Annotated in this window: 21 protein-coding genes; 15 read left to right on the top strand and 6 right to left on the bottom strand. The window is 37.5% G+C overall.

Going from position 1 to position 23195, the window contains the following annotated elements; translation table 11 throughout:
• Positions 1–39: 39 nt before the first annotated feature.
• The 3 genes from D7I46_RS07255 to D7I46_RS07245 all read right to left on the bottom strand — a co-directional run bounded on the left by D7I46_RS07255 (position 40) and on the right by D7I46_RS07245 (position 2873).
• Entirely contained in the window at positions 40–384 is a 345-nt protein-coding gene (locus D7I46_RS07255) for a DUF1831 domain-containing protein (protein ID WP_120772292.1), read from the bottom strand.
• A gap of 161 nt (positions 385–545) precedes the next feature.
• Positions 546–1664, bottom strand: coding sequence for a cysteine desulfurase family protein (locus tag D7I46_RS07250; RefSeq protein WP_120772291.1), 1119 nt, complete (start codon positions 1662–1664; stop codon positions 546–548).
• A gap of 243 nt (positions 1665–1907) precedes the next feature.
• Positions 1908–2873, bottom strand: coding sequence for a ribose-phosphate diphosphokinase (locus D7I46_RS07245; RefSeq protein ID WP_120772290.1), 966 nt, complete (start codon positions 2871–2873; stop codon positions 1908–1910).
• A 386-nt stretch (positions 2874–3259) separates the two neighbouring features.
• Here D7I46_RS07245 and D7I46_RS07240 point away from each other — a divergent pair, with 386 nt between their 5' ends.
• The 14 genes from D7I46_RS07240 to D7I46_RS13505 all read left to right on the top strand — a co-directional run bounded on the left by D7I46_RS07240 (position 3260) and on the right by D7I46_RS13505 (position 17328).
• Positions 3260–4405, top strand: coding sequence for a hypothetical protein (locus D7I46_RS07240; RefSeq protein WP_120772289.1), 1146 nt, complete (start codon positions 3260–3262; stop codon positions 4403–4405).
• A gap of 496 nt (positions 4406–4901) precedes the next feature.
• The gene (gene pnp / locus D7I46_RS07235) at positions 4902–7208 is read left to right on the top strand and encodes a polyribonucleotide nucleotidyltransferase (RefSeq protein WP_120772288.1); all 2307 of its coding nucleotides are present in this window, start codon (positions 4902–4904) and stop codon (positions 7206–7208) included.
• Positions 7208–7960 (top strand): SseB family protein, encoded by a 753-nt coding sequence (locus tag D7I46_RS07230; RefSeq protein ID WP_120772287.1) that lies wholly within the window; start codon positions 7208–7210, stop codon positions 7958–7960. The genes pnp and D7I46_RS07230 overlap by 1 nt, the downstream gene beginning before the upstream one ends.
• A gap of 493 nt (positions 7961–8453) precedes the next feature.
• On the top strand, positions 8454–9125 hold the full coding sequence (locus D7I46_RS07225) for a hypothetical protein (protein ID WP_240424378.1): 672 nt from the start codon (positions 8454–8456) through the stop codon (positions 9123–9125).
• Between the two features lie 115 nt (positions 9126–9240).
• The gene (cysE, locus tag D7I46_RS07220) at positions 9241–9840 is read left to right on the top strand and encodes a serine O-acetyltransferase (RefSeq protein ID WP_120772286.1); all 600 of its coding nucleotides are present in this window, start codon (positions 9241–9243) and stop codon (positions 9838–9840) included.
• A 4-nt stretch (positions 9841–9844) separates the two neighbouring features.
• Positions 9845–10450 carry a TMEM175 family protein gene (locus D7I46_RS07215; protein ID WP_120772285.1) on the top strand — a complete coding sequence of 202 codons (606 nt, stop codon included), beginning with the start codon at positions 9845–9847 and terminating at the stop codon, positions 10448–10450.
• A gap of 2 nt (positions 10451–10452) precedes the next feature.
• Positions 10453–11802 carry a cysteine--tRNA ligase gene (gene cysS, locus D7I46_RS07210; protein WP_162930857.1) on the top strand — a complete coding sequence of 450 codons (1350 nt, stop codon included), beginning with the start codon at positions 10453–10455 and terminating at the stop codon, positions 11800–11802.
• The gene (locus D7I46_RS07205) at positions 11795–12223 is read left to right on the top strand and encodes a Mini-ribonuclease 3 (protein WP_120772284.1); all 429 of its coding nucleotides are present in this window, start codon (positions 11795–11797) and stop codon (positions 12221–12223) included. Before cysS ends, D7I46_RS07205 begins: the two co-directional genes overlap by 8 nt.
• Before the next feature lie 325 nt (positions 12224–12548).
• Positions 12549–12908, top strand: a complete 360-nt coding sequence (locus D7I46_RS07200; protein ID WP_120772283.1) for a DUF1033 family protein — start codon at positions 12549–12551, stop codon at positions 12906–12908.
• Between the two features lie 192 nt (positions 12909–13100).
• Positions 13101–13685, top strand: coding sequence for a hypothetical protein (locus D7I46_RS07195; RefSeq protein WP_120772282.1), 585 nt, complete (start codon positions 13101–13103; stop codon positions 13683–13685).
• A 268-nt stretch (positions 13686–13953) separates the two neighbouring features.
• Entirely contained in the window at positions 13954–14118 is a 165-nt protein-coding gene (locus D7I46_RS13290; RefSeq protein ID WP_162930856.1) for a hypothetical protein, read from the top strand.
• A gap of 246 nt (positions 14119–14364) precedes the next feature.
• Positions 14365–16242 carry a tRNA uridine-5-carboxymethylaminomethyl(34) synthesis enzyme MnmG gene (gene mnmG, locus D7I46_RS07190; protein ID WP_120772281.1) on the top strand — a complete coding sequence of 626 codons (1878 nt, stop codon included), beginning with the start codon at positions 14365–14367 and terminating at the stop codon, positions 16240–16242.
• Between the two features lie 391 nt (positions 16243–16633).
• Entirely contained in the window at positions 16634–17116 is a 483-nt protein-coding gene (locus tag D7I46_RS07185; protein ID WP_240424376.1) for an HAD family hydrolase, read from the top strand.
• Positions 17068–17328 (top strand): HAD family hydrolase, encoded by a 261-nt coding sequence (locus D7I46_RS13505; protein ID WP_338033601.1) that lies wholly within the window; start codon positions 17068–17070, stop codon positions 17326–17328. Before D7I46_RS07185 ends, D7I46_RS13505 begins: the two co-directional genes overlap by 49 nt.
• Positions 17329–17345: 17 nt before the next feature.
• Here D7I46_RS13505 and D7I46_RS07180 read toward each other — a convergent pair whose 3' ends face one another.
• From D7I46_RS07180 to D7I46_RS07175, 3 genes are all read right to left on the bottom strand, one after another.
• A complete protein-coding gene (locus tag D7I46_RS07180; protein ID WP_120772280.1) occupies positions 17346–17903 on the bottom strand; it encodes a hypothetical protein in 558 nt (185 codons plus the stop codon).
• 161 nt (positions 17904–18064) lie between these two features.
• The gene (locus D7I46_RS13285; RefSeq protein ID WP_162930855.1) at positions 18065–18217 is read right to left on the bottom strand and encodes a hypothetical protein; all 153 of its coding nucleotides are present in this window, start codon (positions 18215–18217) and stop codon (positions 18065–18067) included.
• 106 nt (positions 18218–18323) lie between these two features.
• On the bottom strand, positions 18324–19001 hold the full coding sequence (locus tag D7I46_RS07175; RefSeq protein WP_162930854.1) for a hypothetical protein: 678 nt from the start codon (positions 18999–19001) through the stop codon (positions 18324–18326).
• Between the two features lie 199 nt (positions 19002–19200).
• Here D7I46_RS07175 and D7I46_RS07170 point away from each other — a divergent pair, with 199 nt between their 5' ends.
• Positions 19201–23163 (top strand): LPXTG cell wall anchor domain-containing protein, encoded by a 3963-nt coding sequence (locus tag D7I46_RS07170; RefSeq protein ID WP_120772278.1) that lies wholly within the window; start codon positions 19201–19203, stop codon positions 23161–23163.
• Positions 23164–23195: the final 32 nt, after the last annotated feature.

The following is a 23195-nucleotide window of genomic DNA, read 5'->3' as shown; positions in this document are numbered from 1 at the left end:
GTATAATAAAAAAGCTCTTCTAATTAGGAGCTTTTTTTATTATACTTCCTTTTTTGTAAAGACACCTCTGTCAATAAGCGCATCCATTTGAAAGTAAAATTTTTCTTGGATAATTGGACTGGAATTTTTAAAGATATTGACATTACGAAGTCCAGATTTGTCTGTAATAGATAATTTGAAACCGGTCAAATCTGGATTGACGATAATCTTTAAAAGAAATCCTTCATTGGAATTAGGGACTTCCTCGAGCATTCTTTTGAACTCAAAATTTCCAATTTTTGTTTGGACGAAAGTGGTATCTTTGAGTGTAAATTTTTTTACGGATGGAGCCAGACTGTAAGTATATTTACTGTCATCAAGATGTTTTTCAGTAATAAAAGCCATATTTTCTTCCTCTGATTTTCTGTCAGTATGCTGACAGAATTATTTTAACTTAGCAAGTGAGTGCTAATTCCCCCGCAAGGTGGCGGGATAAGCAGCACTAAGCTTTGCTTTCGTTCTATTAATCATTGGTGGGAGAGAAATAATCCCCACCAATGAAGTAATCACTTCAATAAACTTTTCAGCTTTTCAGCGAAAGCATTAATTTCATCTATCGTGTTTAGTTCTGAAAAAGAGATACGTAGATTTTCTTTTAATTTGGGGGAGTCTTCACCATAAACGGCTTCTAAAACGTGTGAAGGCTCAACAGTTCCAGCTGTGCAAGCAGAGCCAGTAGAAATTGCAAAACCTGCTAAATCTAGTTTTGTCAGTAACAAATCATGATTTTGGTGAGGAAATGCAATATTAATGACGTGTGGCATCGTAGCCCCAAACTCATTTTTGTAAAAATCAATCTCTGAAAGTAGCGACAGAAGGCTGTCATTGAGCTTTTGAACGTGTTGGTAATTTTCATCCATATTTTGTATGGCGATTTCTAAAGCTTTGGTCATACCGACAAGTGAATGAAGATTTTCTGTTCCAGCTCGTCGTTTTTCTTCTTGTTCTCCGCCGTGAATCAGTGCATCAAACTTTAAATCTTCATGATAATAGAGAAAGCCAATGCCCTTTGGTCCGTGGAACTTATGAGCAGAAGCAGTCAGAAAATCAGCGCCAATTTCGTGCGGATGGACAGGGATTTTCCCCATAACTTGCGTAGCATCAACATGAAATACAGCTGGATGAGAGGCTAATAACCGTCCTACTTCTGCGACTGGTAGAAGTTGTCCAGTTTCATTATTTGCCCACATCATACTGACTAAAATAGTATCTGGTTGTAAATTTTGCTCAATTAATTGTGCTGGGAATTGTCCATCAGGATTTGGATTTACGAAAGTAACATCAAATCCATGCCTATCACGGAGATACTGAACAGTATTTAAAACAGAGGGATGTTCAATCGCAGTTGTTAAGATATGATTTCCTTTGTCGCGATTGGCGAGAGCATAGCCGATTAACGCTTGGTTGTTGGCCTCACTTGCTCCAGAAGTGAAAATAATATTTCGATTAGAGACATCAAGTGCTTTGGCTACAGTATCGCGGGCTTGCCTGACCAGTTGATTAGCTTGCCTACCAAAACTATGGATGCTAGATGGATTTCCAAAAGTTGCTGACAGACTTTCTGTCATTGCCGACACGACACCGGGAATGACAGGAGTGGTTGCCGCATTGTCTAAATATATCATGATTATCTTTTTTCTTTCTGTTCCAACACTGTGTTGTAGCACGGTATCCATACTCGCTAAGTCGCAATAATCAGCGTACTGACAGGTTGTCATTGTCTTGTCAGTACAATGATTATTTCTAATTGGTAGCTGAATGTCTGTCAGACTACCCAGCATTAAACATTTATGTCAAGACAGCAAGTAGCGACAACAGAGCGTAGTAATTTCTAAAAATATTTTTAGAAATTAAACAGTGTTAGTAAGTTAATCTTGTGGTTTTTCATGCTCAAAGAGTGGTGAAACAGGGCGACCTTCATGGATACGCAAAATAGCATTAGCTAAGTATTCAGCTGCACTTAAATATTTGACATTTAAAGGTTTACGATGTTCTGTCACTACAGAATCTGTGACAAGAATTTCTTTGATATCTGCTTGTTCAAGAATTTCAGCAGCATTTGTTGTAAACAAACCATGACTTGCAACCGCATAGATTTCGCTAGCACCAGCGTTACGGACAACTTTAGCAGCATTTGCAAAAGTAACACCAGTGTTCAAAATATCATCAATAAGAATAACACGTTTACCTTCAACGTTACCAATTACGTAGCCGTTTTCACGGTTTTTGTCATCATCTTCGTAGTCAACAATAGCGATAGGAGATTCAAGATATTCAGCAAGGGAGCGCGCACGTTTGATTCCCGAATTTTTAGGAGCTACAACGATGACATCATCACCAAACAAACCATTTCTACGGTAATAATCAGCGAAAAGTGGCACAGTGAAAAGATTATCTACTGGAATATCAAAGAATCCTTGAACCTGTACGGCATGAATATCAAGTGTCAAAACACGATCAGCACCAGCTTTAACAATCATATCGGCAACGAGCTTTGCAGTAATTGGTTCGCGTGAAGTTGCAGTGCGGTCTTGTCTGGCATAACCAAAGTAAGGAATGACAACATTGATTGTATGAGCAGACGCACGTTTACAAGCATCAATCATAATCAAAAGCTCCCAAAGATGGTCATTAACAGGACAGCTTGTAGATTGAATGATAAAAACATCCTGACTACGGACGCTCTCTTCCATATTAATCATGATTTCGCCATCGGAAAATTGTTTTGAAGAGAGTTTTCCCAAAGGAATTCCAGTAAACTGGCTAATTTTCTCGGCAAGGCCTGGGTTTGAATTCAAGGCAAAAAGCTTTAGGTGTGAATCAGAGTAAACCACAATTTTTCTCCATTTTCTATTGTGAAATGATATAGGTCTATTTTATCAAAATTATAATGATTTTCATAGTCTATATTGAATGGAAGTTTGATAGAAAAAACAAAATGAGAGAGCAGGGAAACAACGACGCGTAGAATAATCAACTTATTGTCGATTATGTAAAAAGTATTAAACTTCACAAAGTTATGGTTTTAAAAAATAACAAAAATGTTTATAAACGCTGATATAATAAGTTTTGGAAACATTTACATAAAAATAAATGTGAACTTTGTGAAGTTTTCGGCAAACTCTTGCATTTAACAGTCTGAAATGCTATAATATCCGTGTAAGTTTCGTGAAAGAAATCTGTCACGATTAAAATATTTATCTTTTTAGGAGAAAAGAAAATGAAGAAAACAAAAGTAATTTCGCTTCTTGCAGTTTCAGTACTCTCAGTATCTTTGCTTGCTGCTTGTGGAAATAATAACAACTCAAGTTCTAAAGACACAAAAACAGAACAATCATCAAAAGCTGAAGTATTCGCTGGAGCAACAGCTGGTACAAACAGCTTTGCAGACCTTCAAAAAGGTTTCGCTAAAAATGGTGCTTGGTTGAATGCAACAAAAGGTGACATGGACGCTTCTGGTAAGACTTTGACAGTTGAAGGACTTTTCCTAGGAGATGGTGTAGTTGCTCGTAAATTGGCAATTTATAACCAAGATGCTAACCATAAAATCACTGATCGTTACACATTGACAGTAGATAAAATTGAAGTTAAATCTCCAGGTTTCTACATTTCAAATGGTACAGTAAAAGGTAACGTAGATGTATTTGCAGCTGGATTCCACGGACAAACGGGTCAAGGTGTTGCTGGTCAAGCAACAATTGATGGTAATTTGACATTTGCAAGCCAAGATCTTCTTGATGCTTACAACCAACTTCCAGAAGCACAAAAAGTTAAAGTAACAGGTACAACTTCAGTTGTTGCAGGAGATGTAGTTAAAGTTGAAGGTGGTGCAATCACAGCAGGACCTCACGGAAATGTAACTTACTTATTCAAAGGTAACGGTTCAGATGTACAAACAGGTGCAACAACTGGTACAACAGACGCAAGTGTATTGGCTTCAGGTCTTGGTAAAAATGGTTCATTCCTTGTCGCTGCGAGTGGTGATGTTGATGCTTCAGGTAAAGATATTACTGTCGATGGTACATTCCTCAATGAAGCTGGCGTAGTTCAACGTACACTCGCTTTGGCAACAACAAATGATGCTCACCAAATTACAAAAACCTTCACTTTGACTGTTGGACGTTTGATTGTAAACTCTCCAGCAACTGACTTTGAAGGTGGTAATGTTAAAGGTGACGTATACGTTGGAGAAAATGCTTCTCTTCAATCACGTGGTATGAAAGATGCATCAGGTGCATTGTCAGTTTCTACAATCACTGGTAATCTTTACTTCGCAACTCAAGACCAACTTGATACTTATAAAGCACTTCCAGCTGCTAACCAATTCAAAGTAACTGGTACTGTCGGTGTAAAAACTGCTAGCTAATTTATATTAGCCTATCTCTAAATGTGTCATTAACGCAGTTAGATGTCAAACTAGTATTAGTCGATTTTATCAATAGAAAGGCTCCCTGTGAGCCTTTTTTTCTTTGCTAAAATATAGTATAATGGGACATACGTGTTGTTCTATGCAAAAATGAGTTTGTCATTATATTCGCTACCTTACCCTATGAAATATTCATTTGCATTAAAGTGACGAGTTAAAACAGCTGTTAACAACTGGAATTGGTGGTATCATGAAGCTGCGAATGAGCCATAAGAAAATTGAAATTTATATGATAGATTGATTTTTGTTTAGAAACACGTAGAAATTAAAAAAGAACATCGCAAAAGACGATGAACTAGATTGTAAAAGTGATAAGATTGTGAATAAGAAGAGCGATGTTTTTCTATTTATGAGCAAGGCATAGGAAAGCTGGTGCAAGTCCGTGCTTGTTAATATCATATCGAATCCTTTTGGCAAGCTATGTTAAGGAGAAAAATTGGCAAAAGAAACATTTTCTATGGAGTTCGCAGGACGAACTTTGACTGTTGAAACGGGACAAGTAGCAAAACAAGCAAATGGTGCCGTTGTTGTTCGTTATGGAGATACAACGGTATTAACTGCAGCAACAATGTCTAAAAAAATGGCTACAGGAGACTTTTTCCCACTTCAAGTGAACTATGAAGAAAAAATGTACGCTGCTGGGAAGTTTCCAGGGGGATTCAACAAACGTGAAGCACGTCCTTCAACTGATGCAACATTGACTGCTCGTCTGATTGACCGTCCTATTCGTCCAATGTTTGCTGAAGGATTCCGCAATGAAGTGCAAGTCATTAATACTGTGCTTTCTTATGATGAAAATGCCTCTGCTCGTATGGCTGCAATGTTTGGTTCATCTCTTGCACTTGCAATTTCCGATATTCCATTTGATGGACCAATTGCTGGTGTTGAAGTGGCTTATGTTGATGGTGCTTATGTCATCAACCCATCTGTTGCCCAAGTGGAAGCTTCAAGTTTGGAACTTTCTGTTGCTGGTAATATTAATGCTATTAATATGGTCGAATCTGGAGCGAAAGAACTCTCGGAAGACGTTATGCTTGGTGCATTACTAGCAGGTCATGCTGCGGTGAAAGAATTGATTGAGTTTCAAAATGAAATTGTAGCAAAAGTTGGTAAAGAGAAAGCAGATGTTGAACTTTTGCACGTTAATCAAGAACTCAAAGTGGAGATTATCGCACAGTACAATTCTGATTTGCAAAAAGCAGTACAAGTTGAGGAAAAATTGGCGCGTGAAGCAGCAACCCAAGCAGTTAAAGATGTAGTCGTTGCAGCTTATACTGAAAAATATGAATCTGATGAAAATTTTGCAACTATTATTCGTGATGTTGCTGAAATTCTTGAAGGAATGGAACATGCAGAAGTTCGTCGATTGATCACGGAAGATAAAATACGTCCTGATGGTCGTAAAATTGATGAAATCCGCCCACTTGACGCTGAAATTGACTTTACACCACGTACGATTACACATGGTACAGGTCTGTTTACTCGTGGGCAAACACAAGCTTTGTCAACTTTGACTTTGGCACCAATGGGCGAAGCACAAACGATTGATGGACTTGGTGATGAATATAAGAAACGTTTTATGCACCATTATAATTTCCCACAATACTCTGTTGGAGAAACGGGGCGATATGGTGCGCCAGGGCGTCGTGAAATTGGTCATGGGGCACTCGGTGAACGCGCTTTAGCACAAGTTCTACCTACACTTGAAGAATTTCCTTATGCCATTCGTTTAGTTGCTGAAGTATTAGAATCTAATGGTTCATCTTCACAGGCTTCGATTTGTGCGGGAACGCTTGCACTTATGGCTGGTGGAGTCCCTATCAAAGCACCTGTAGCTGGAATTGCGATGGGCTTGATTTCTGATGGTGCAAATTATACAATTTTGACGGATATTCAAGGACTTGAAGATCACTTTGGTGATATGGACTTTAAAGTAGCAGGGACACGTGAGGGGATTACAGCGCTTCAAATGGACATCAAGATTTCTGGTATTACGCCTGAAATTCTTGCCGAAGCGTTGGCACAAGCGAAGAAAGCCCGCTTCCAAATTTTGGATTTGATTGAAGCAACGATAGCAGAACCACGCAAAGAATTGGCACCATCTGCTCCAAAAATTGACACTATTACGATTCCAGTGGATAAAATCAAAGTGGTTATCGGTAAAGGTGGCGAACAAATTGATAAGATTATCGCTGAAACAGGTGTTAAAATTGACATTGATGAAGATGGGCTTTGCTCAATCTTCTCGCCAGACCAAGCTGCAATTAATCGTGCCAAGGAAATTATTACTGAGTTGGTGCGTGAAGCAAAAGTTGGTGATATTTACGACGCAAAAGTTGTCCGTATTGAAAGTTTTGGCGCATTTGTGAATCTTTTTGGTAAAACAGATGCAATGGTTCACATTTCTGAAATGGCTTGGGCACGTACAGCTAAGGTCGAAGATGTTGTGAAACTTGGTGATATTGTCAAGGTTAAAATCATGAAAATTGATGAAAAAGGTCGTGTTGATGCATCAATGCGTGCTTTGGTTGAGAAACCTGAAGGTTATGTAGAGCCAGAGCGTAAACCACGTGAACGCCGTGAAAACGGAGACCGTCGCAATGGAAATGGACGCGGTAATAATGGCTTTGACCGTCGCAATAACGACCGTAACGGAAACAGTGGACATAACTTTGAACGCCGTGACCGTAAACCTCGTCTAGATAATGATTTTCCTGAACTTTCAACTAAAAAGCCAGAATAATGAATGAAGAATTAGAACCAAAATTACGTGCAGCAATTGCTAATAAACGCTTAATTGATGAATTGGATTTCATGGTAGAGCTTAAAAAAACGCCTGTTTTTGCTTTGAAAGAAAAGTTGTGTTTAAACATTCGGGAAAATAAAGTCTTGCCTGTTTTTACGTCAAAGAAATCAGCAACACTTTTTCAGGCAAATTTTGAGCAAAAAGTGGATTTTGATTTATGCATGATTGACAATCTGCTACAAAACACTAATGATGCAGACACGATTGGTTTCAATGTTCGCCCTTTACATATGGAAAACCGAGGTAATCAACAGTATTGGGGTCTAGATTCATTTCGTAATATGCAGGAAAAGTATGAAAAGCTTCTGGCGGAATTTGCTTTGAATGCAAGGATTGATAAATTTGAGAGAATATATTTTGTTCCCGCTTTTGTGGATAATAACAATGTTTTAGCAGGTTCGGAGCGACGCTTTGCAGCTCTAACTGCACCAGATGAACGTTCGTATGTTCCCTTGTTTGATAACTTTGAATCTTTGTTGACGTGGTATTCAGAACCTTACTTTCAGCATATTTTGAATGATAATTCGGGCGAAATCTTGGTGATGACAATTGATGATTTGATGAATCCAAAGACAGGTCGAAATGAATTTTCGTTTGCGGTAGGAGTAACGATTAATCCCTTAGATTATGATATTTCGGAGTTTGAAAAAACATTGGTAAGTTGGGCACAATTGCGCGGTGAAGTGTGAGTTGATAAAAGTATGGTATAGATTTTCTGTCAGTACTGACAGGGTTAAATCAATACATTTGATATAAAAAATTGATGATGGTAGTCTGTCAGTACGCTGACAGACTCTAAATATAGGTAAAAAATAATGGGAAAGCTGTAAAAGCAGTTTGTCAAAGTATAATGTCTAGCCGTAACAGCTAGATAAGTAGCTCAAAGAAGCCCGCTTGCTCATACTAGTTCGCCTCTAAATCTGCGTATCAGATTTAGTAGATGGACTTCAAAGATACTGCTTAGCGACAATTAGGAAAAGTGATGCTTTTCTTATCCGCAACTTTAACTTCTTGTGTCAAGCGCAAGAAGTTAAATAGTATCAAGAAGGGGAATAATCTTTTTTGTCAGTACGTTGACAGCCTGTCAGCAATGATGATGGCAACTTACAATATTAATTCGGAGTTAGATGAGCGTTTGCGTCTGTCCTTAGCGAATCCTGGGCTTTTATGGAGGATTTGTCATTGGCTTATGCTTTTCATCAATTTCCAGTCTTAGCTCCTAAAAAGGTTTTTTACGTACCAATGGCGGAGCGAAAAGCAATACCTGTGTTTACAACAGAAAATGATTTGAATATTTTTCTGTCAGAACTGACAGACTTTGAAACAGAGTGGGAGCTTCATTCGATAATTGAAGTTCTTGAACTTCTGAAAGAAACTGATATTGATATTGTTGCAGTCAATCCAAAATTGCCTCAAGATGAAGATACAGGCAATACAGCTTACTTTGGAACGACTGAGCTGACGAAATTTTTGACACATTATACTGATATTTTGAACACACTTTTTAGCCCAGAAAATCAATCTGCTTCTAAGATGGAAAAATATTATCTCATCCCAGCTTTTGTTTCGGAAAGTGAACGAATTTTTCCAAACCTAGTTGCTCAGGATGGGCAAGAGTATTTGCCTTTGTTTGATAATCTGGATAGTTTGTCAAAATGGTATGATGAACCGTATTTTAGTCAACCTTTCAAAGAAAATAATGGGCAGGTGTTGTTTTTAACAATCCATGAGTTATTGCATCCAGAAGATGTGACAAACAGGTTTGAAAATGCTTCAGGAATTACAATCAATCCATTGGATGACTTAGAACATTACCAAGATACAATTAGCATATGGGATGAATTGTCTGATTAAAGAGCGTCAAGATTAGAACAATCCTAAAAAAGTTTTAGAAATTTTGGATATTAACAATACAATCAATGCTTATGGTATAATCTACTATAAGTATTTTTTAAAAAAGTAGGAAAAAATGGCAAAAAATAAGGAAGGTTTCTGGCGAGAAGCAATTCGGGTAACAAAAGAAAATGACCCTGCAGCAAGAACGGCTCTAGAGGTTCTTTTGACTTACCCAGGAGTTAAAGCTTTAGCGGCACATCGGCTTTCTCATTGGCTTTGGCGACATAATTTAAAGTTACTTGCTCGGATGCACTCACAATTTTGGCGTTTTTGGACGCAGATTGAAATTCATCCGGGAGCAGAGATTTCAACGGGTGTGTTCATTGACCACGGGTCAGGTCTTGTGATTGGTGAAACTGCAATCGTTGAGTCTAATGTAAAATTGTATCATGGTGTAACACTTGGCGGTACAGGAAAAGACAAAGGGAAAAGACACCCTACAGTGCGTCAAGGCGCACTCATCTCTGCCCATTCGCAGCTGTTAGGACCAATTGAAATTGGTGAAAACGCAAAAGTTGGTGCTAGCGCAGTGGTTGTAACCGATGTTCCAGCTAATGTAACAGTTGTCGGTATACCAGCAAAAGTTGTTCGAATTAATGGTAAAAAAGATGTTGAGAAAATCATGACAATTGAAGAAAGACGCGAAGCGAGCTATCATTCGTCGCATTTATAGGAATATGAATAAAAAACGAAAAGTTGCGGTTTATGAGGGACATATGGTTTCCCCATTAAAAAGCTTTACAGACGCTGTGATGTCGATTATCGCAACGATTATGGTATTGGAAATTCCATTGCCAATGGTACTTCGAGGTGGACATTATGATTTTTCAAAAACGATAAGTTCGCTGATTATTTTTTTCGTGAGTTTCCTTGTCGTTGTGAGTTATTATTTTCAGTTTACGAAATTTTTTTCTAAGGTTCATAAGTTATCAGGCTGGCAAATCTTTACATATATCATATTTCTTATGCTGGTTAGTCTTTTTCCTCTGATGACACAGGTTGATAATGCCAGTCATCCGGGTTATTTTATGATTATTTATATCCTCTATATCGTTGGAATTTCTCGACTGGCAAGTTGGATTATTGATTGTGCTTATCGGCTGAATGGCATTAAACGAATCTGGATGATGAAACGAGTACCTTGGGATTTAATGATTATGACTGCTTTATCGATTGGACTGTCATTTACTGGAATCAGGCAGGTATCAGGATATGTTCTGATGTATCTACCCATACGCAGCCTAATTTCAAGTATTGTTTATGATGAAAATGAGGAGAAATAAAAATGTTGAAAATTTATAATACGATGACTCGAAAGAGTGAAGAATTTCATCCTATTGAATCAGGCAAAGTTAGGATGTATGTCTGTGGTCCAACTGTTTATAACTATATTCACATCGGTAATGCACGTTCGGTTGTAGCTTTTGACCTTATCAGAAAATATTTGGAATTTCGTGGTTTTGAAGTAGATTACGTCTCAAACTTTACTGATGTTGATGATAAAATCATTCATGGAGCTCAGCTTGAACATACATCAACAAAATCTTTTTCAGAGCGTTATATTGCGGCATTTTATGAAGATATTGATGCTTTAAATGTCAAACGAGCCGATCACAACCCAAAGGCAAGCGAATATATTTATCCTATGATTGATTTTATTCAAGATTTATTAGATAAAGATTTTGCGTATGTGTCTGAAGGCGATGTTTATTTTCGCGTCTCTAAAGCAAAAGACTATGCCAAATTGGCTAATAAAAATTTAGAAGAATTATTAGCCGGAGCATCTGGTCGTACAGATGAAGAAAGCTTAAGAAAAGAGTCATCAGCTGATTTTGCCTTATGGAAATCAGCTAAATCAGGTGAGATTTCATGGCAAGCACCTTGGGGAGCGGGGCGTCCTGGTTGGCACATTGAATGTTCCGTAATGGCAACGAGTCTTTTAGGAGATACACTTGATATTCATGGCGGAGGAGCAGACCTTGAGTTTCCCCACCATACTAATGAAATCGCTCAATCTGAAGCAAAAACAGGCAAAAAATTTGTTAATTATTGGATGCACAATGGTTTTGTCAATGTAGACGGCGAAAAAATGTCAAAATCATTAGGAAATTTTAAAACCGTTCACGAAATGCTAAAATATGTGAATCCACAGATTTTAAGATTCTTCCTTGCAACAACTCACTATCGTAGACCAGTAGATTTCACAGATGATGCACTGATTGCAAGTGAAAATAATCTGAAAAAGATTGAAAATGCTTATCGCAATATGGATTTGAACACTGACAGCGATTTGTCAGTACTGACAGTATTCAAAAATGATTTTGTCAGTAAAATGGACGAAGATTTTAACATCGCGAACGGTATGACAGTCTTTTATGACTTTATAAGTTGGGTCAATAAAGGAAATGGTGGTATAGAAGTTAAACAATTTTTTGATGAAGTGCTGAATATACTTGGAATTAAATTTGAAGTTGATGAAAATCTGGATAGTGAGATTGAAACATTGATTGAAGCCCGTCAATTGGCGCGTGAAGTAAGAGATTTTGCCAAAGCAGATGAAATTAGAGATGAATTAAAAGCTAAAGGAATTATCTTGGAAGATAGTGCTTCAGGAATCAGGTGGCATCGTGAATAAGAAGCAAGCAGAACTACTTAATGGGATTGCACTTGCATATATTGGAGATGCGGTTTATGAGGTTTTTGTTCGAGATTACTTACTAGGAAAAGGAATTACAAAACCAGCAGAACTCCAAAGGCAAGCGACAAAGTTTGTTTCGGCAAAATCACAAGCTGGTATCATTACTGCAATGGAAGAGGCTCAGTTTTTGAGTGAGTATGAATTGACTTACTTCAAAAGAGGTCGCAATGCTCACTCAAAAACTACAGCCAAAAATACAGATGTTGTAACTTATCGTATTTCAACAGGCTTTGAAGCAGTAATAGGCATTCTACATTTAATTGGAGAAGAAAATCGACTCCAAGAAATTTGGAATTTTTGTGTAGCAAAAGTAGAATCTGAATCTGAAACGAACTATACTAGAACTACTTTAAAATGAACTTATTCATTTTATTAGTCGTTCTGCACAATTAGCGTGTCTTTTTACCAGTTGCTTTAGTGGCTAGAGAAAATGAACAGTGTGCGGCTGTGAATTTGTGAAGTGAGCGTTGACAGGCGTAGGGTATGTAAACTATTGGTGCTTTTTATAATGCTTTAGCTATAGTGCTAATCATCAAAGTTCAGCAAATTAGCCATAGTGCAAAAAGTAATAAAAATTTCAATGTTTTTGCAAACATAAGAAAAAGTATTAAACAAATTATTTTAAAAAAGTAGAAAAATCCGCTAGAATAATAAAAGCAACATAAACAGCGGAAAGAAGAATAATGTATAGAGTAGTTACGATGTACGGCACCGATGAGCCATGGTGGTTCTTTGAGGGCTGGAAAGATGATATTATTTCAGTGAATGAATTTGATGATTTTTATAAGGCACTAAAATGGTATAAAAAAGAATGGTTCAAATTAGCAAAAACTTTTAAAGAGTATACGAGTAAAGAGGGATTGCAAACCGCATTTTGGCAGATAGGTGATGAAGAATGGTGTGAAGACTGTGTAGGCTATTTACAACGTTATCACAGTATTGCGCTTCTTGAAGACTGGCATGCACTTCCGTTTGAAAAGAGTCGGTCAGGCTATGAAAAACAAGCTGGGAGTAAGCCCGACTGTTCATGCACCTTGAAGTAAAGTAAGGTGTTGATTGTGTAGAGTTATTGATGTTTATTAAATTAAAAATTAAAACGAGAAACGCTTATTATGAGCGTTTTTATTTTTAGTATGTAAATAAAAAAATACTATTTCTCTAGGAATTTTGACGAAAATAGTTTATAATTATATTATAATTATTTTATAATTAAAATCTTATTTTGGGAGGTGATTATGAAGAGAACTTTGATTATATTGGATAGTTTATTAATAGCGCTTGTACTCGTTCTTGGTTTTGCTTTGTTTAGAAGTGTTCAAAATCAGCGTAATGAAGTTTCAATATCAAGTTATCAGCAGCAAGTAAACCCCCAGAAAGACTCAGTGACTGATTCAAGACATACAGAACTTGAAGAATTGTCTATTGATGTCCATCAAGTGAAGAATGAAGACTTTTCCACACTCTCTGGACTATGGAAAAATCTCCCAGAATCAAATGAACCGATAGAACTTTTAATTTCAGGATTTTCAGCAACAATGGATAATGTCCAATATGAGTTAGTTCTAGGTGGAATGGAACGTTATAATAATCTACCTTATCTTGAATTAAAGAAATCAGATGTACTATCCAATTTGAGCCTGGGAATCTACCCTCGGGGAACCTATATTCCTGTGTTACTCGCTGATGGAACGATTGAGCAATCAGGAGAACATGACCCAACAAATAATGAGAGGGATAGAATAATTGTAGGTAGAGGAGCATTATTGGTTGAAGATACCAAACATCAGGTGCTTTATAGAGAGATGGAGGAAACGGCATAAGATGACGTTTCTTTTTGGAATTAATAAAAAATGACATTTAAAAAATACTGATGATTATCTGTTGCATAGAGTAACAACGAGTTGATGCTGCTTGAAACTTTATGGTGTAAAAACAATACAGTAAATATCAAATATCAAATGTCACCATTCGCCATTTGACCTAACGACTTACGATTGGCACCTCTAAGTTTAGGTTAGTCAAATCAACAGAAGAGTTAGCGTATAGACACTTGTAGTATAAAATACAAATAGAAAGGAGGAGAGAAATATGAAACAACTTCCTATGTTAATCAAGCCACATACAAATATGTACTATCCACATCCACATGGTGCGCTTGAATTTCTTATGATTCATAATCATGGGCAACCGCAAAAACAAAATGATGAAGAACTATTACCTTTGCAACTTCATCTTCTTGAAGAGAGAGATTAAAAGTTTTTTGTTTATTGATTGGAAAGTATCTCTTGAAAAATATTGAAAAATGAGTTAAAATACCAATATCTAAGATTAGAAACTCGATGGTCAAAGCTCGGGAAAATATGTGAAAAAAAAGATTTGTTAAATTGTACTTTATCTTGGTGCTAGGGCATCAACGTATAGGACAAGATGACAGAAATTTTGTTGCATATTTTTCGCAGCTTTGGCTTTTTTGTTTCTTTCTAAATGGAGATATAAAAAATGGAATTTCAAGATAATTATGATGTCATAGTGGTTGGTGCGGGTCATGCAGGAGTAGAAGCCTCACTGGCTGCAGCACGTATGGGATGTAAGACACTGCTCCTAACGATTAATCTGAATATGGTAGCGTTTATGCCCTGTAACCCTTCAATTGGTGGCTCAGCCAAAGGAATTGTTGTACGGGAAATTGATGCCTTAGGCGGCGAAATGGGCCGAAATATTGATAAAACTTACATCCAAATGAAGATGCTCAACACAGGAAAAGGACCAGCTGTCCGTGCTCTTCGAGCACAAGCTGATAAAGATGAGTATGCTATTGAGATGAAAAATACAGTTTCTGACCAAGAGAATTTAACCCTTCGTCAAGGAATGGTTGAAGAACTTTTAGTTAATGATGATAAATCAGAGGTAATTGGTGTCCGCACTGCAACAGGAACAAACTATGGTGCAAAATCGGTCATAATCACGACGGGAACAGCTCTACGCGGTGAGATTATCATTGGTGAGCTTAAGTATTCATCAGGACCGAATAATTCCCTGTCATCTATTGGACTGGCTGACAATCTGCGAAATCTTGGATTTGAGATTGGGCGTTTTAAAACTGGAACACCTCCACGTGTGCTGGCAAGTTCAATTGATTATTCTAAGACGGAGATTCAGCCAGGAGATGAAAAACCAAATCATTTTAGCTTCATGAGTCGTGACGAGGACTATTTAAAGGATCAAATCCCTTGTTGGCTGACTTATACGACGGAAAGTAGTCATGATTTGTTGCGAAAAAACATTCATCGCGCTCCTTTATTTTCTGGAATTGTTAAAGGTGTGGGGCCACGCTATTGTCCATCTATTGAGGATAAAATTACACGTTTTGCAGATAAGCCACGACATCAACTCTTCCTTGAGCCAGAAGGTCGGAATACGGAAGAAGTGTATGTTGGCGGACTTTCGACTTCTATGCCAGAAGATGTCCAATTTGACCTTTTAAAGTCAATCCCAGGGCTGGAAAATGCGCAAATGATGCGGACAGGTTATGCGATTGAATATGATGTTGTAATGCCCCACCAACTCCGACCAACACTTGAAACAAAGGTGATTTCAGGGCTATTTACTGCGGGACAAACAAATGGAACGTCGGGTTATGAGGAAGCAGCAGGTCAAGGATTAGTAGCAGGGATTAATGCAGCACTTAAAGTACAAGGTAAACCTGAGTTTATTTTGAAACGTAGCGAGGCTTATATTGGAGTGATGATTGATGATTTGGTAACCAAAGGTACACTTGAACCCTATCGTTTATTAACTTCGAGAGCTGAATATCGCTTGATTTTACGACATGATAATGCGGATATGCGCTTAACTGCAATTGGTCATGAAGTAGGATTGGTTTCGGATAAACAGTGGGCGACTTATACTGCTAAGATGGAGCAATTTAATCGTGAAATGAAGCGATTGAATACAGAAAAACTAAAACCTTTGCCAGATGTTCAAGAAAAGCTGGGAATGTTAGGCTTTGGACCGATAAAAGATGCACTCACAGGGGCAGAATTTTTGAAGCGTCCCGAAGTTCATTATGAGGAAGTAATAAAATTCATTGGAGAAAGTGTTGAGCCGATTGACCGTACTGTTATTGAATTGATTGAAACTGAAATTACATATGAAGGTTATATTAAAAAAGCGATGGATCAGGTTGAAAAAATGCACCGTCTTGAAGCAAAAAGAATTCCTAAAAATATGGATTGGGATAAACTTGATTCAATTGCAACAGAAGCGCGGCAAAAATTTAAGAAAATTAATCCAGAAACTTTAGGGCAAGCAAGTCGTATTTCAGGGGTTAATCCAGCGGATATTAGTATCCTTATGGTTTATCTTGAAGGGAAATGAAATCAAGACTTATTTGATGGGAGTTTTGAAAACATTTGTTCATTTTTCTAGCTGATAAAGCGACTAATAAAAGGATAAATTTCTACTGAATCCAGAGTACAACCTCATATTCATGGCGTGAGCGTCATCCTATCATACACCCTACCTTAGAAGTCTGGACGTTTAAAAGAGGGCAGCTATACGAAATTCAAAGATTGTCATTCCGATTAAGCCGTGAGGAGGGTAACCATAGATAGTGCTGCTTTATCTTCTTAAAGAGTACTAGCACACACTTCCTTTAATAAAAAAATTGACCTCAAAGGTCAGTTTTTTTATAGAGTTATCTCTTGTGAAATAAGACGAAGATTGCTAAAATAAAAAATGAAAACGGCATGAGAAAAGAGAAGTAATCATGGATAAAATCAAAAATATTATTTTTGACTGGGATAATACACTTTTTCCATTTAAAGAAAAATACTGGGAAAGTGCTCATAGAAAACTTTTTACTGAACAATTAAATTTTAATGATGCGTATGAACTAGATTTATTTATGGATAAATATCATGATTTTGATGAATTGCTTTGGCCATGTGTTCATCGTAGAGAAATGACGATTGATGAGTTGCGTAATGAGCGTTTACGCCTGACTTTACGCTATTTTGATATTGCTTTTGAAGAAAACTATATCCAAGGTTTTTTTGAGCAATTTTTGAAGACTTTGCTTGATGATATTCAACCTAATCAGTGGCTTATTAATCAATTGGAGCATCTTTCGGGCCGCTATCGTATCGCTATTTTGAGCAATGGGGGCATTGGGAGCAACGTGAAAAATTACGTCGTTCTGATATTGAGGGAAGATACCCTATTTATATTTCGGGAGAAACGGGCTTTTTGAAACCTGATGCGCGTGCTTTTATGAATCTTTTGAATCAGGAACATTTTAAAGCGGTTGAAACTTTAATGGTTGGTGACTTGATTGAACATGATATTGAGCCTGCAAAGAAACTGGGGATGAAGACGGCTTATATTGGGAGGCAAAAGGAAACAATTGCCGATTTTGAGTTTGAAACAATACAAGATTTTTTTAATTTTTTTGTAAAAGAATAAGCGGATGATTGCCCGCTTTATTTTTTTAGTTTTAGTGCTGAATCTTTGAGATAGATGGTGTCAACTGTAAGATTGGTGAGTTGATAAATTCCGTTTTTGTGAAAAGGAATAGTGAATTCTTCAAATTGTCCATCTGACTTTTCACAGTAGAAAGTAAAGGTTCCTGTTAGACCTCCAGTTACGACTAATGCTAAAGTATTTTGGACGTCATCCATTACTTTTATCCAAAAATGAGTATTTAAAATATATTGGATACCAGGTTGTTGACTGAGAAAGAGCGTATGAGAGAAAGGAACTGTTTGGTATGAAACAGAAATTGGTAAAATGGGACAGTCAATAAGTGTAATTTCATCGTATTTGACAAGCTTATCAAGAATTTCTGTTACAAGTTGTGTTGTCAATGTTCGGTCACTTGCTGGTATTATCGGATTTTGCGTACTGTCAGCACTGACAGAGCCGTCAGTAATGGAAAGTTTATCCATTATTGACATACCGTACATACTTTTGCGATGATTAGACCAGTTTTTAGTTTTATCTATTTCTTGTGTAAAATGTTCTAGGTCATGTGGAGCCATGCTAAATTTTCCTTTCATGGAGAGTTTTGTGGATGCAAATCAAGTATATTTTCAAAAGAAAATGAGTTGAGTTGATTTTATGAGAGATATATTGCCTTAACTGCGATGATGGTGAAGGTGAACTCTGGCTTCTAAGATATGGTCAGGAGTAGAATTGCGGATTAAACAGCATCGGGGCAAGATGCTGTTTTTGAATTTTCTGACGTGATAATGGAGAGAAGGGTGTTATCTTCCATAATTTTATAAGTTTTATTGATACTTTTTTCGTTTTTTATTGTTGTATTTGAAATGGTGATTAATTGTTCTTCTTTCATGGTTATTCCTTAATCTAATTTTATTATAATAATATTATCATTTTTTTATCATTTATATAAATGATTTGATTGAGGAATCCAAATAATGTTTATATACTAAGTAGTTTTATAGGTAATCATCAAATAATGCGATGGCGGTTATGTCCCCTATTCCTGCTGGAATGATGGGCTGATGATGAGCATTATTACAGGTTTCAGTTTTTCCATTAATGTTCCAACCTACAAAATCATAGCCGTGAAGTTCGGGTGTTATTTTTATTTGAAAGTCAGTTTCTATTGTTCTCTGTGCAGAATCTGCAGCCCAGTCTAAAGATAAGCCATGAATTGTTCGGGCGATGAAATTAATTTTGTATGAAAGAGGTGTCCATTGTGCATAAAAAGAATAATTATCACTATTTGGTTCGAAATTTTCTCCAGTTTGCCAGAGAAATTCAGAGTCAGCGACACCTGTTGTGTGGATAATTGATTTTTCTCCTGCATAAAGCGCAACTTGAGTGAAAGCATGCTTATGTGGAAGGACATAGTGACTATCGCGAACGATTTTCCAGCCTTCAAATTTGTAACCAGATAAGCTTAGGTCAAAATCTCCTAGAAAATATTTTTCATCGCTTTCAATAATTTTACGGCTTAGTCCAACGGTAATAGAGTTTTCTATGATAGGTGTGAGGTCACTTGTAGCTTCAAAATCAACTTCGTACGAGAGGTTGGCTTTTTGAAGATTTTGTCTCATTTGTGGATTTACATTGAAGTAATAGTTGAGAGTAATTGTGTTTTTAGACATCATAATATTCCTTTCTTTAAATACTTATTTAGTTTTATTTTATAATTTTTCTCTCATAAATTATAATGATATCCTTTTCGTTTTTGATGTAATAAAGGGTGAATATGAATTTTATAAGATGTAAAGTTGTAACTTTTGGAATACTTATAGAGTTAGTGTAGAATAAAGATAAGAAAGCGGTTGAGAGAAAGGGAGAGCGCTAATGATGAGTGAAAAAGAGCAAAATCAACAGGAGATAATTAATCAAGTCAAAAATCATGCTGCAGCAAAAGTAGGGAGTGGATTGCTTTTGAGCGCAACTGTTTTAGGAGCTGGCGCAGTAGTTCAAAATATTGCGCCAATGGCGCTGCGTCCGATTGTAGCTTCAGCAGATATGATATCAAGTCAACTGTATGCTGGCCAGCAAGTGGGTAATAGCTCAAACTTAGTTTCTGATACATTGTCATCAGATTTGACGGATGGGAGTCAGTGGAGTTATTCAACTACATCGGGTACAGTAGGGCAGAAAGAAACTACAGCTCCTGCCGTCCAACAAGCCTCTAAAAGTAATACAAATACGAATGCTCAGTCTCATGCATCTGCTCAAGGAATGGCTCATTCTAACCAAAACTCAGCGCTTCATGGTACAGCTCAGGAACAAACCGTGGCAACTTCTGCTGACAAGGGTGAAGATTCTTCTGTCAGTACTGACAGTACTATGAATGTAGGAAATATGGCAGAGGATAGTACCGAAAGTGAGACTGTTAAAGAACAGGCTCCTGCGACAGATTCAGAACTTTCGTCAGTGAGTACAAATACTGTCAGTGCTGTTACACTTCCGAGTGCTTATAGTGGTACTCAACGTGGCATAGGAATTGGGGGTGGAGGTGCAAACGCTACTCTGAAATCTACCGATGCAGGCTTGGCAAGTTGGAATTCAACTTGGTCAGACACTTATGATGGTTACGCAATGAGTGGAAATTCAGCAGTGACAACTTCTGACAGTAATGTGACGAGTGATAATTTTCAGTCTGTACTTATGCAAGCTAATATTTCTGTTGATAGAGTAGCTTATACAAATTATATTGCTTCGCCGATTATGGTCAATGGTGTGCAATATGCTGGATATTTGACAACGGCAACTGGTACGGTTGGTGATGATTTTGTCATCGTTGTCAAAGCAACAGATGGCTTTACGAACTATAATCTTGGTGCTAATTTTGCATTTATCAATTTATCACTGACAGCAAGTTCGCAAGCATTGCCATCAGTGGCTACGACTTCTGACAATACAACACCTGAACAGCTGTCAGCAACATCAAATGTTTCGTCAGTAGATGATTATTCTGTAAGTAACCCTGATGGGTTCATCAATGAAGCATCAGCAGAAAATGCTTCCTCTCAAACAGAGAACACTCAATCTGAAACTAATTTGAATCAAAGCACAGAAGCTTCAGAAACAAATCCAGCAGAAAAAACGCCTACACCAAGACTTAGTGGTGATAAATTAGTGATGACAGGAGAACAAGGGGAACAACAGGCAGTTGCTCAGTATCATTTCCCACTTGATATGAGTCGTCCTTTTAAATTTGGTGCGCATTTAAACGGACTAGGAACAACACCTTCCTCTCGAAGCAACTATCTAGGGGTGACTTTTACACCAACTCAATCATTAACGGAGCAAACTTCGAGAGCGCTTGGTATTGAAGGGTTACCTTATTCTATTTTTGCTGGGTGGTCATCAGATGAATATCATCATGTTTTGGAAGTATTAACAACGGATTCAAAAGGAACTTTGCTAGAAACAGGACAGTCAGATGTTGGCATCAATCCTAAAGTAGAGCTTCCTGTAAGTGTTGATGGTGTAAGTGCAATGACAGTGGGCTGGAACCCAATGATGCAATTTAACGATGATATTATCACAGGTTCTCTTACTGTAACAGTTGGTGGTAAGACAGTCACTCATGCGAATTTGAAAGTTCCTGCGCAAACCTATTTTGGATTTGTAGGGGCAATAAGCGGTCAGCATCAATCATTAAGTTTTGATTTTTCACAAAGTAGTTTTATTGCAAGTAAGAAAGCAGCACCGATTCTAGTTCATTATCTTGATCAAGCGACAGGTTTTTCACTTGCTGAGCCAACGATAATTAACGGCAAACTTGGACAAGTTTTCTATATCGGAGCGGAAACAAATACTCATGAAACTAATCACTACACTACTCCAAAAATTGCAGGTTATCACGAAGTTAGCCATCGAGAAGAAATTCGAAAAGTAACCAGTGATATCGCTCAAAATGAGGTCAATATTTTCTATGAAGGAAATCCAAGACAGCAAGAAACCACTTATCAATTACCCAACGGTGAAGTGTATCAAGCTACACATCATAGCTTTACAGGTCTTGATTTTCCAGAAGTCGTTATTCCTCAGCTTGACGGTTATACAAGCAAGGTAGATGGTGTTTTCTCAACAGTAATCAAATCTGAGCATACTGACAAGAATCAAGCACACACTGTCACTTATGACTTAATACCTCAAAAAGCATCTTTTGATTTTAGTTATGATTCCACGGTGGCTGATGAACTTCCACAGCTAGCGACAGTTGTGCAAGATGGAACATCACAGGCAATGATTCAAATGCCAACCGTCAGCATTCCAACAGGTTACTTTGTGTCATCTGTCACAACACCTGAAGGAGAAGTATTCACTGGAAATACAGCATTAAAAACAGCACTGACAGCTCATCCTAGCTTTGTCAGCGGAGATAATAACTTTGTGATTACGCTGTCAGCAAGTTATCAAGAAGCGCATTTGACGATTAATCATCCAGATGGTAGTCAAACTTATCAGTTTGCGACAGGAAATACAGGTAAAGTATTCGTGTTCAGCGATTTAGAGCCGAAAGTAACAGATAACAACGGAAACACTTATCACGCCGTATTAACTTCAGCAGATGGAACAGAAATTTCACTGACGGGAACAAACATTTCTGACCGTTTTGATAGTACGATGAATTTTGGAATTGTTGACCAAGCTATTCAACAATACAAGATTGATTACGTTAAAGATGAAACAACCACTGTACCAATTGAAAACATGAAAAACTCACAACAGGCTGTCAGCACTGTGATGCCTTTGTCAGTAACAACGGAGGATTCTGTCAGTAATATCCCCACTGTCAGTAAGACAAATATTCCAAATAATTATAGTGGTACTCAGCGTGGTGTAGGAGTAGGTGGCGGTGGAGCAAATAATTCTTTGACTTCAGTAAATGCAGGATTAGCAAGCTGGAATTCGATTTGGTCAGATACTTATGACGGTCATAAAATTACAGGAAACTCAGCTGTTACTACTTCTGATGGAAATGTCACGGCTAACAATTTTCAAGCAGTAGTTCAAGAAGCTAATATCTCTGTTGATGGAACTCCTTATACTAACTATGTTGCATCACCAATCACAGTAAATGGAGTGCAATATGCGGGATATCTGACGAATTCAGATGGAACAACAGCAGTTGATTTTATGATTGTCGTAAAAAACACAGATGGTTTTGAAGACTATAATCTCGGAGCAGACTTTGCTTATATCAATCCCTCAGTAACAAACACAGCACCAAATAATAATTCTGATAATTCCACTCCAACTGATTCTTCAGAAATAACAACACCTCCCACATCACCAAATTCAACATCTAGTGAGCCAAATCAAACCCCAACAACTTTACCAGATGGCAGTGATGGAGCTACTCCAACAACTCCAGAAACACCCTCATCTCCTGTAGATATTCCTCCCACGGACACAACACCTTCACCAGATGATGATAAATCCACAACAATCCCATCAGAAAACCCTAACTCTACAGATACGACGCCATCAATTCCTAAAGTTGTAGTACCACAGGTAAATACAACTGTCCCACCGACAGGAATGATAGTGCCAACAGTCAAGGTTCCAAAAACAAAATTGCAGGCAGAACACGCAGAAACCACCACAAAAGTACCCACAAAAATAATACCAACCTCTAATGAGGGGGCAAATCAACTCCCTCAAACGGGAGATAAATCAGGAAATCTTGTGGGAGTAGGCGGTCTTCTCACTGCATCAGCGCTTTTGCTAGCGGCACGGCGTAAAAAAGAAGAAAAAGATAAAAAAGAAAAAAGTGAAGCACAACAGCACGATGGCGAATAAATGCAAAGGGGCTGAATAGTCCCTTCAAGCTA

Origin of the sequence: Lactococcus allomyrinae (assembly GCF_003627095.1) — a bacterium.
GTDB classification, from domain to species: Bacteria; Bacillota; Bacilli; order Lactobacillales; family Streptococcaceae; genus Lactococcus; species Lactococcus allomyrinae.
This window is presented reverse-complemented; position numbering and strand designations above follow the sequence as displayed.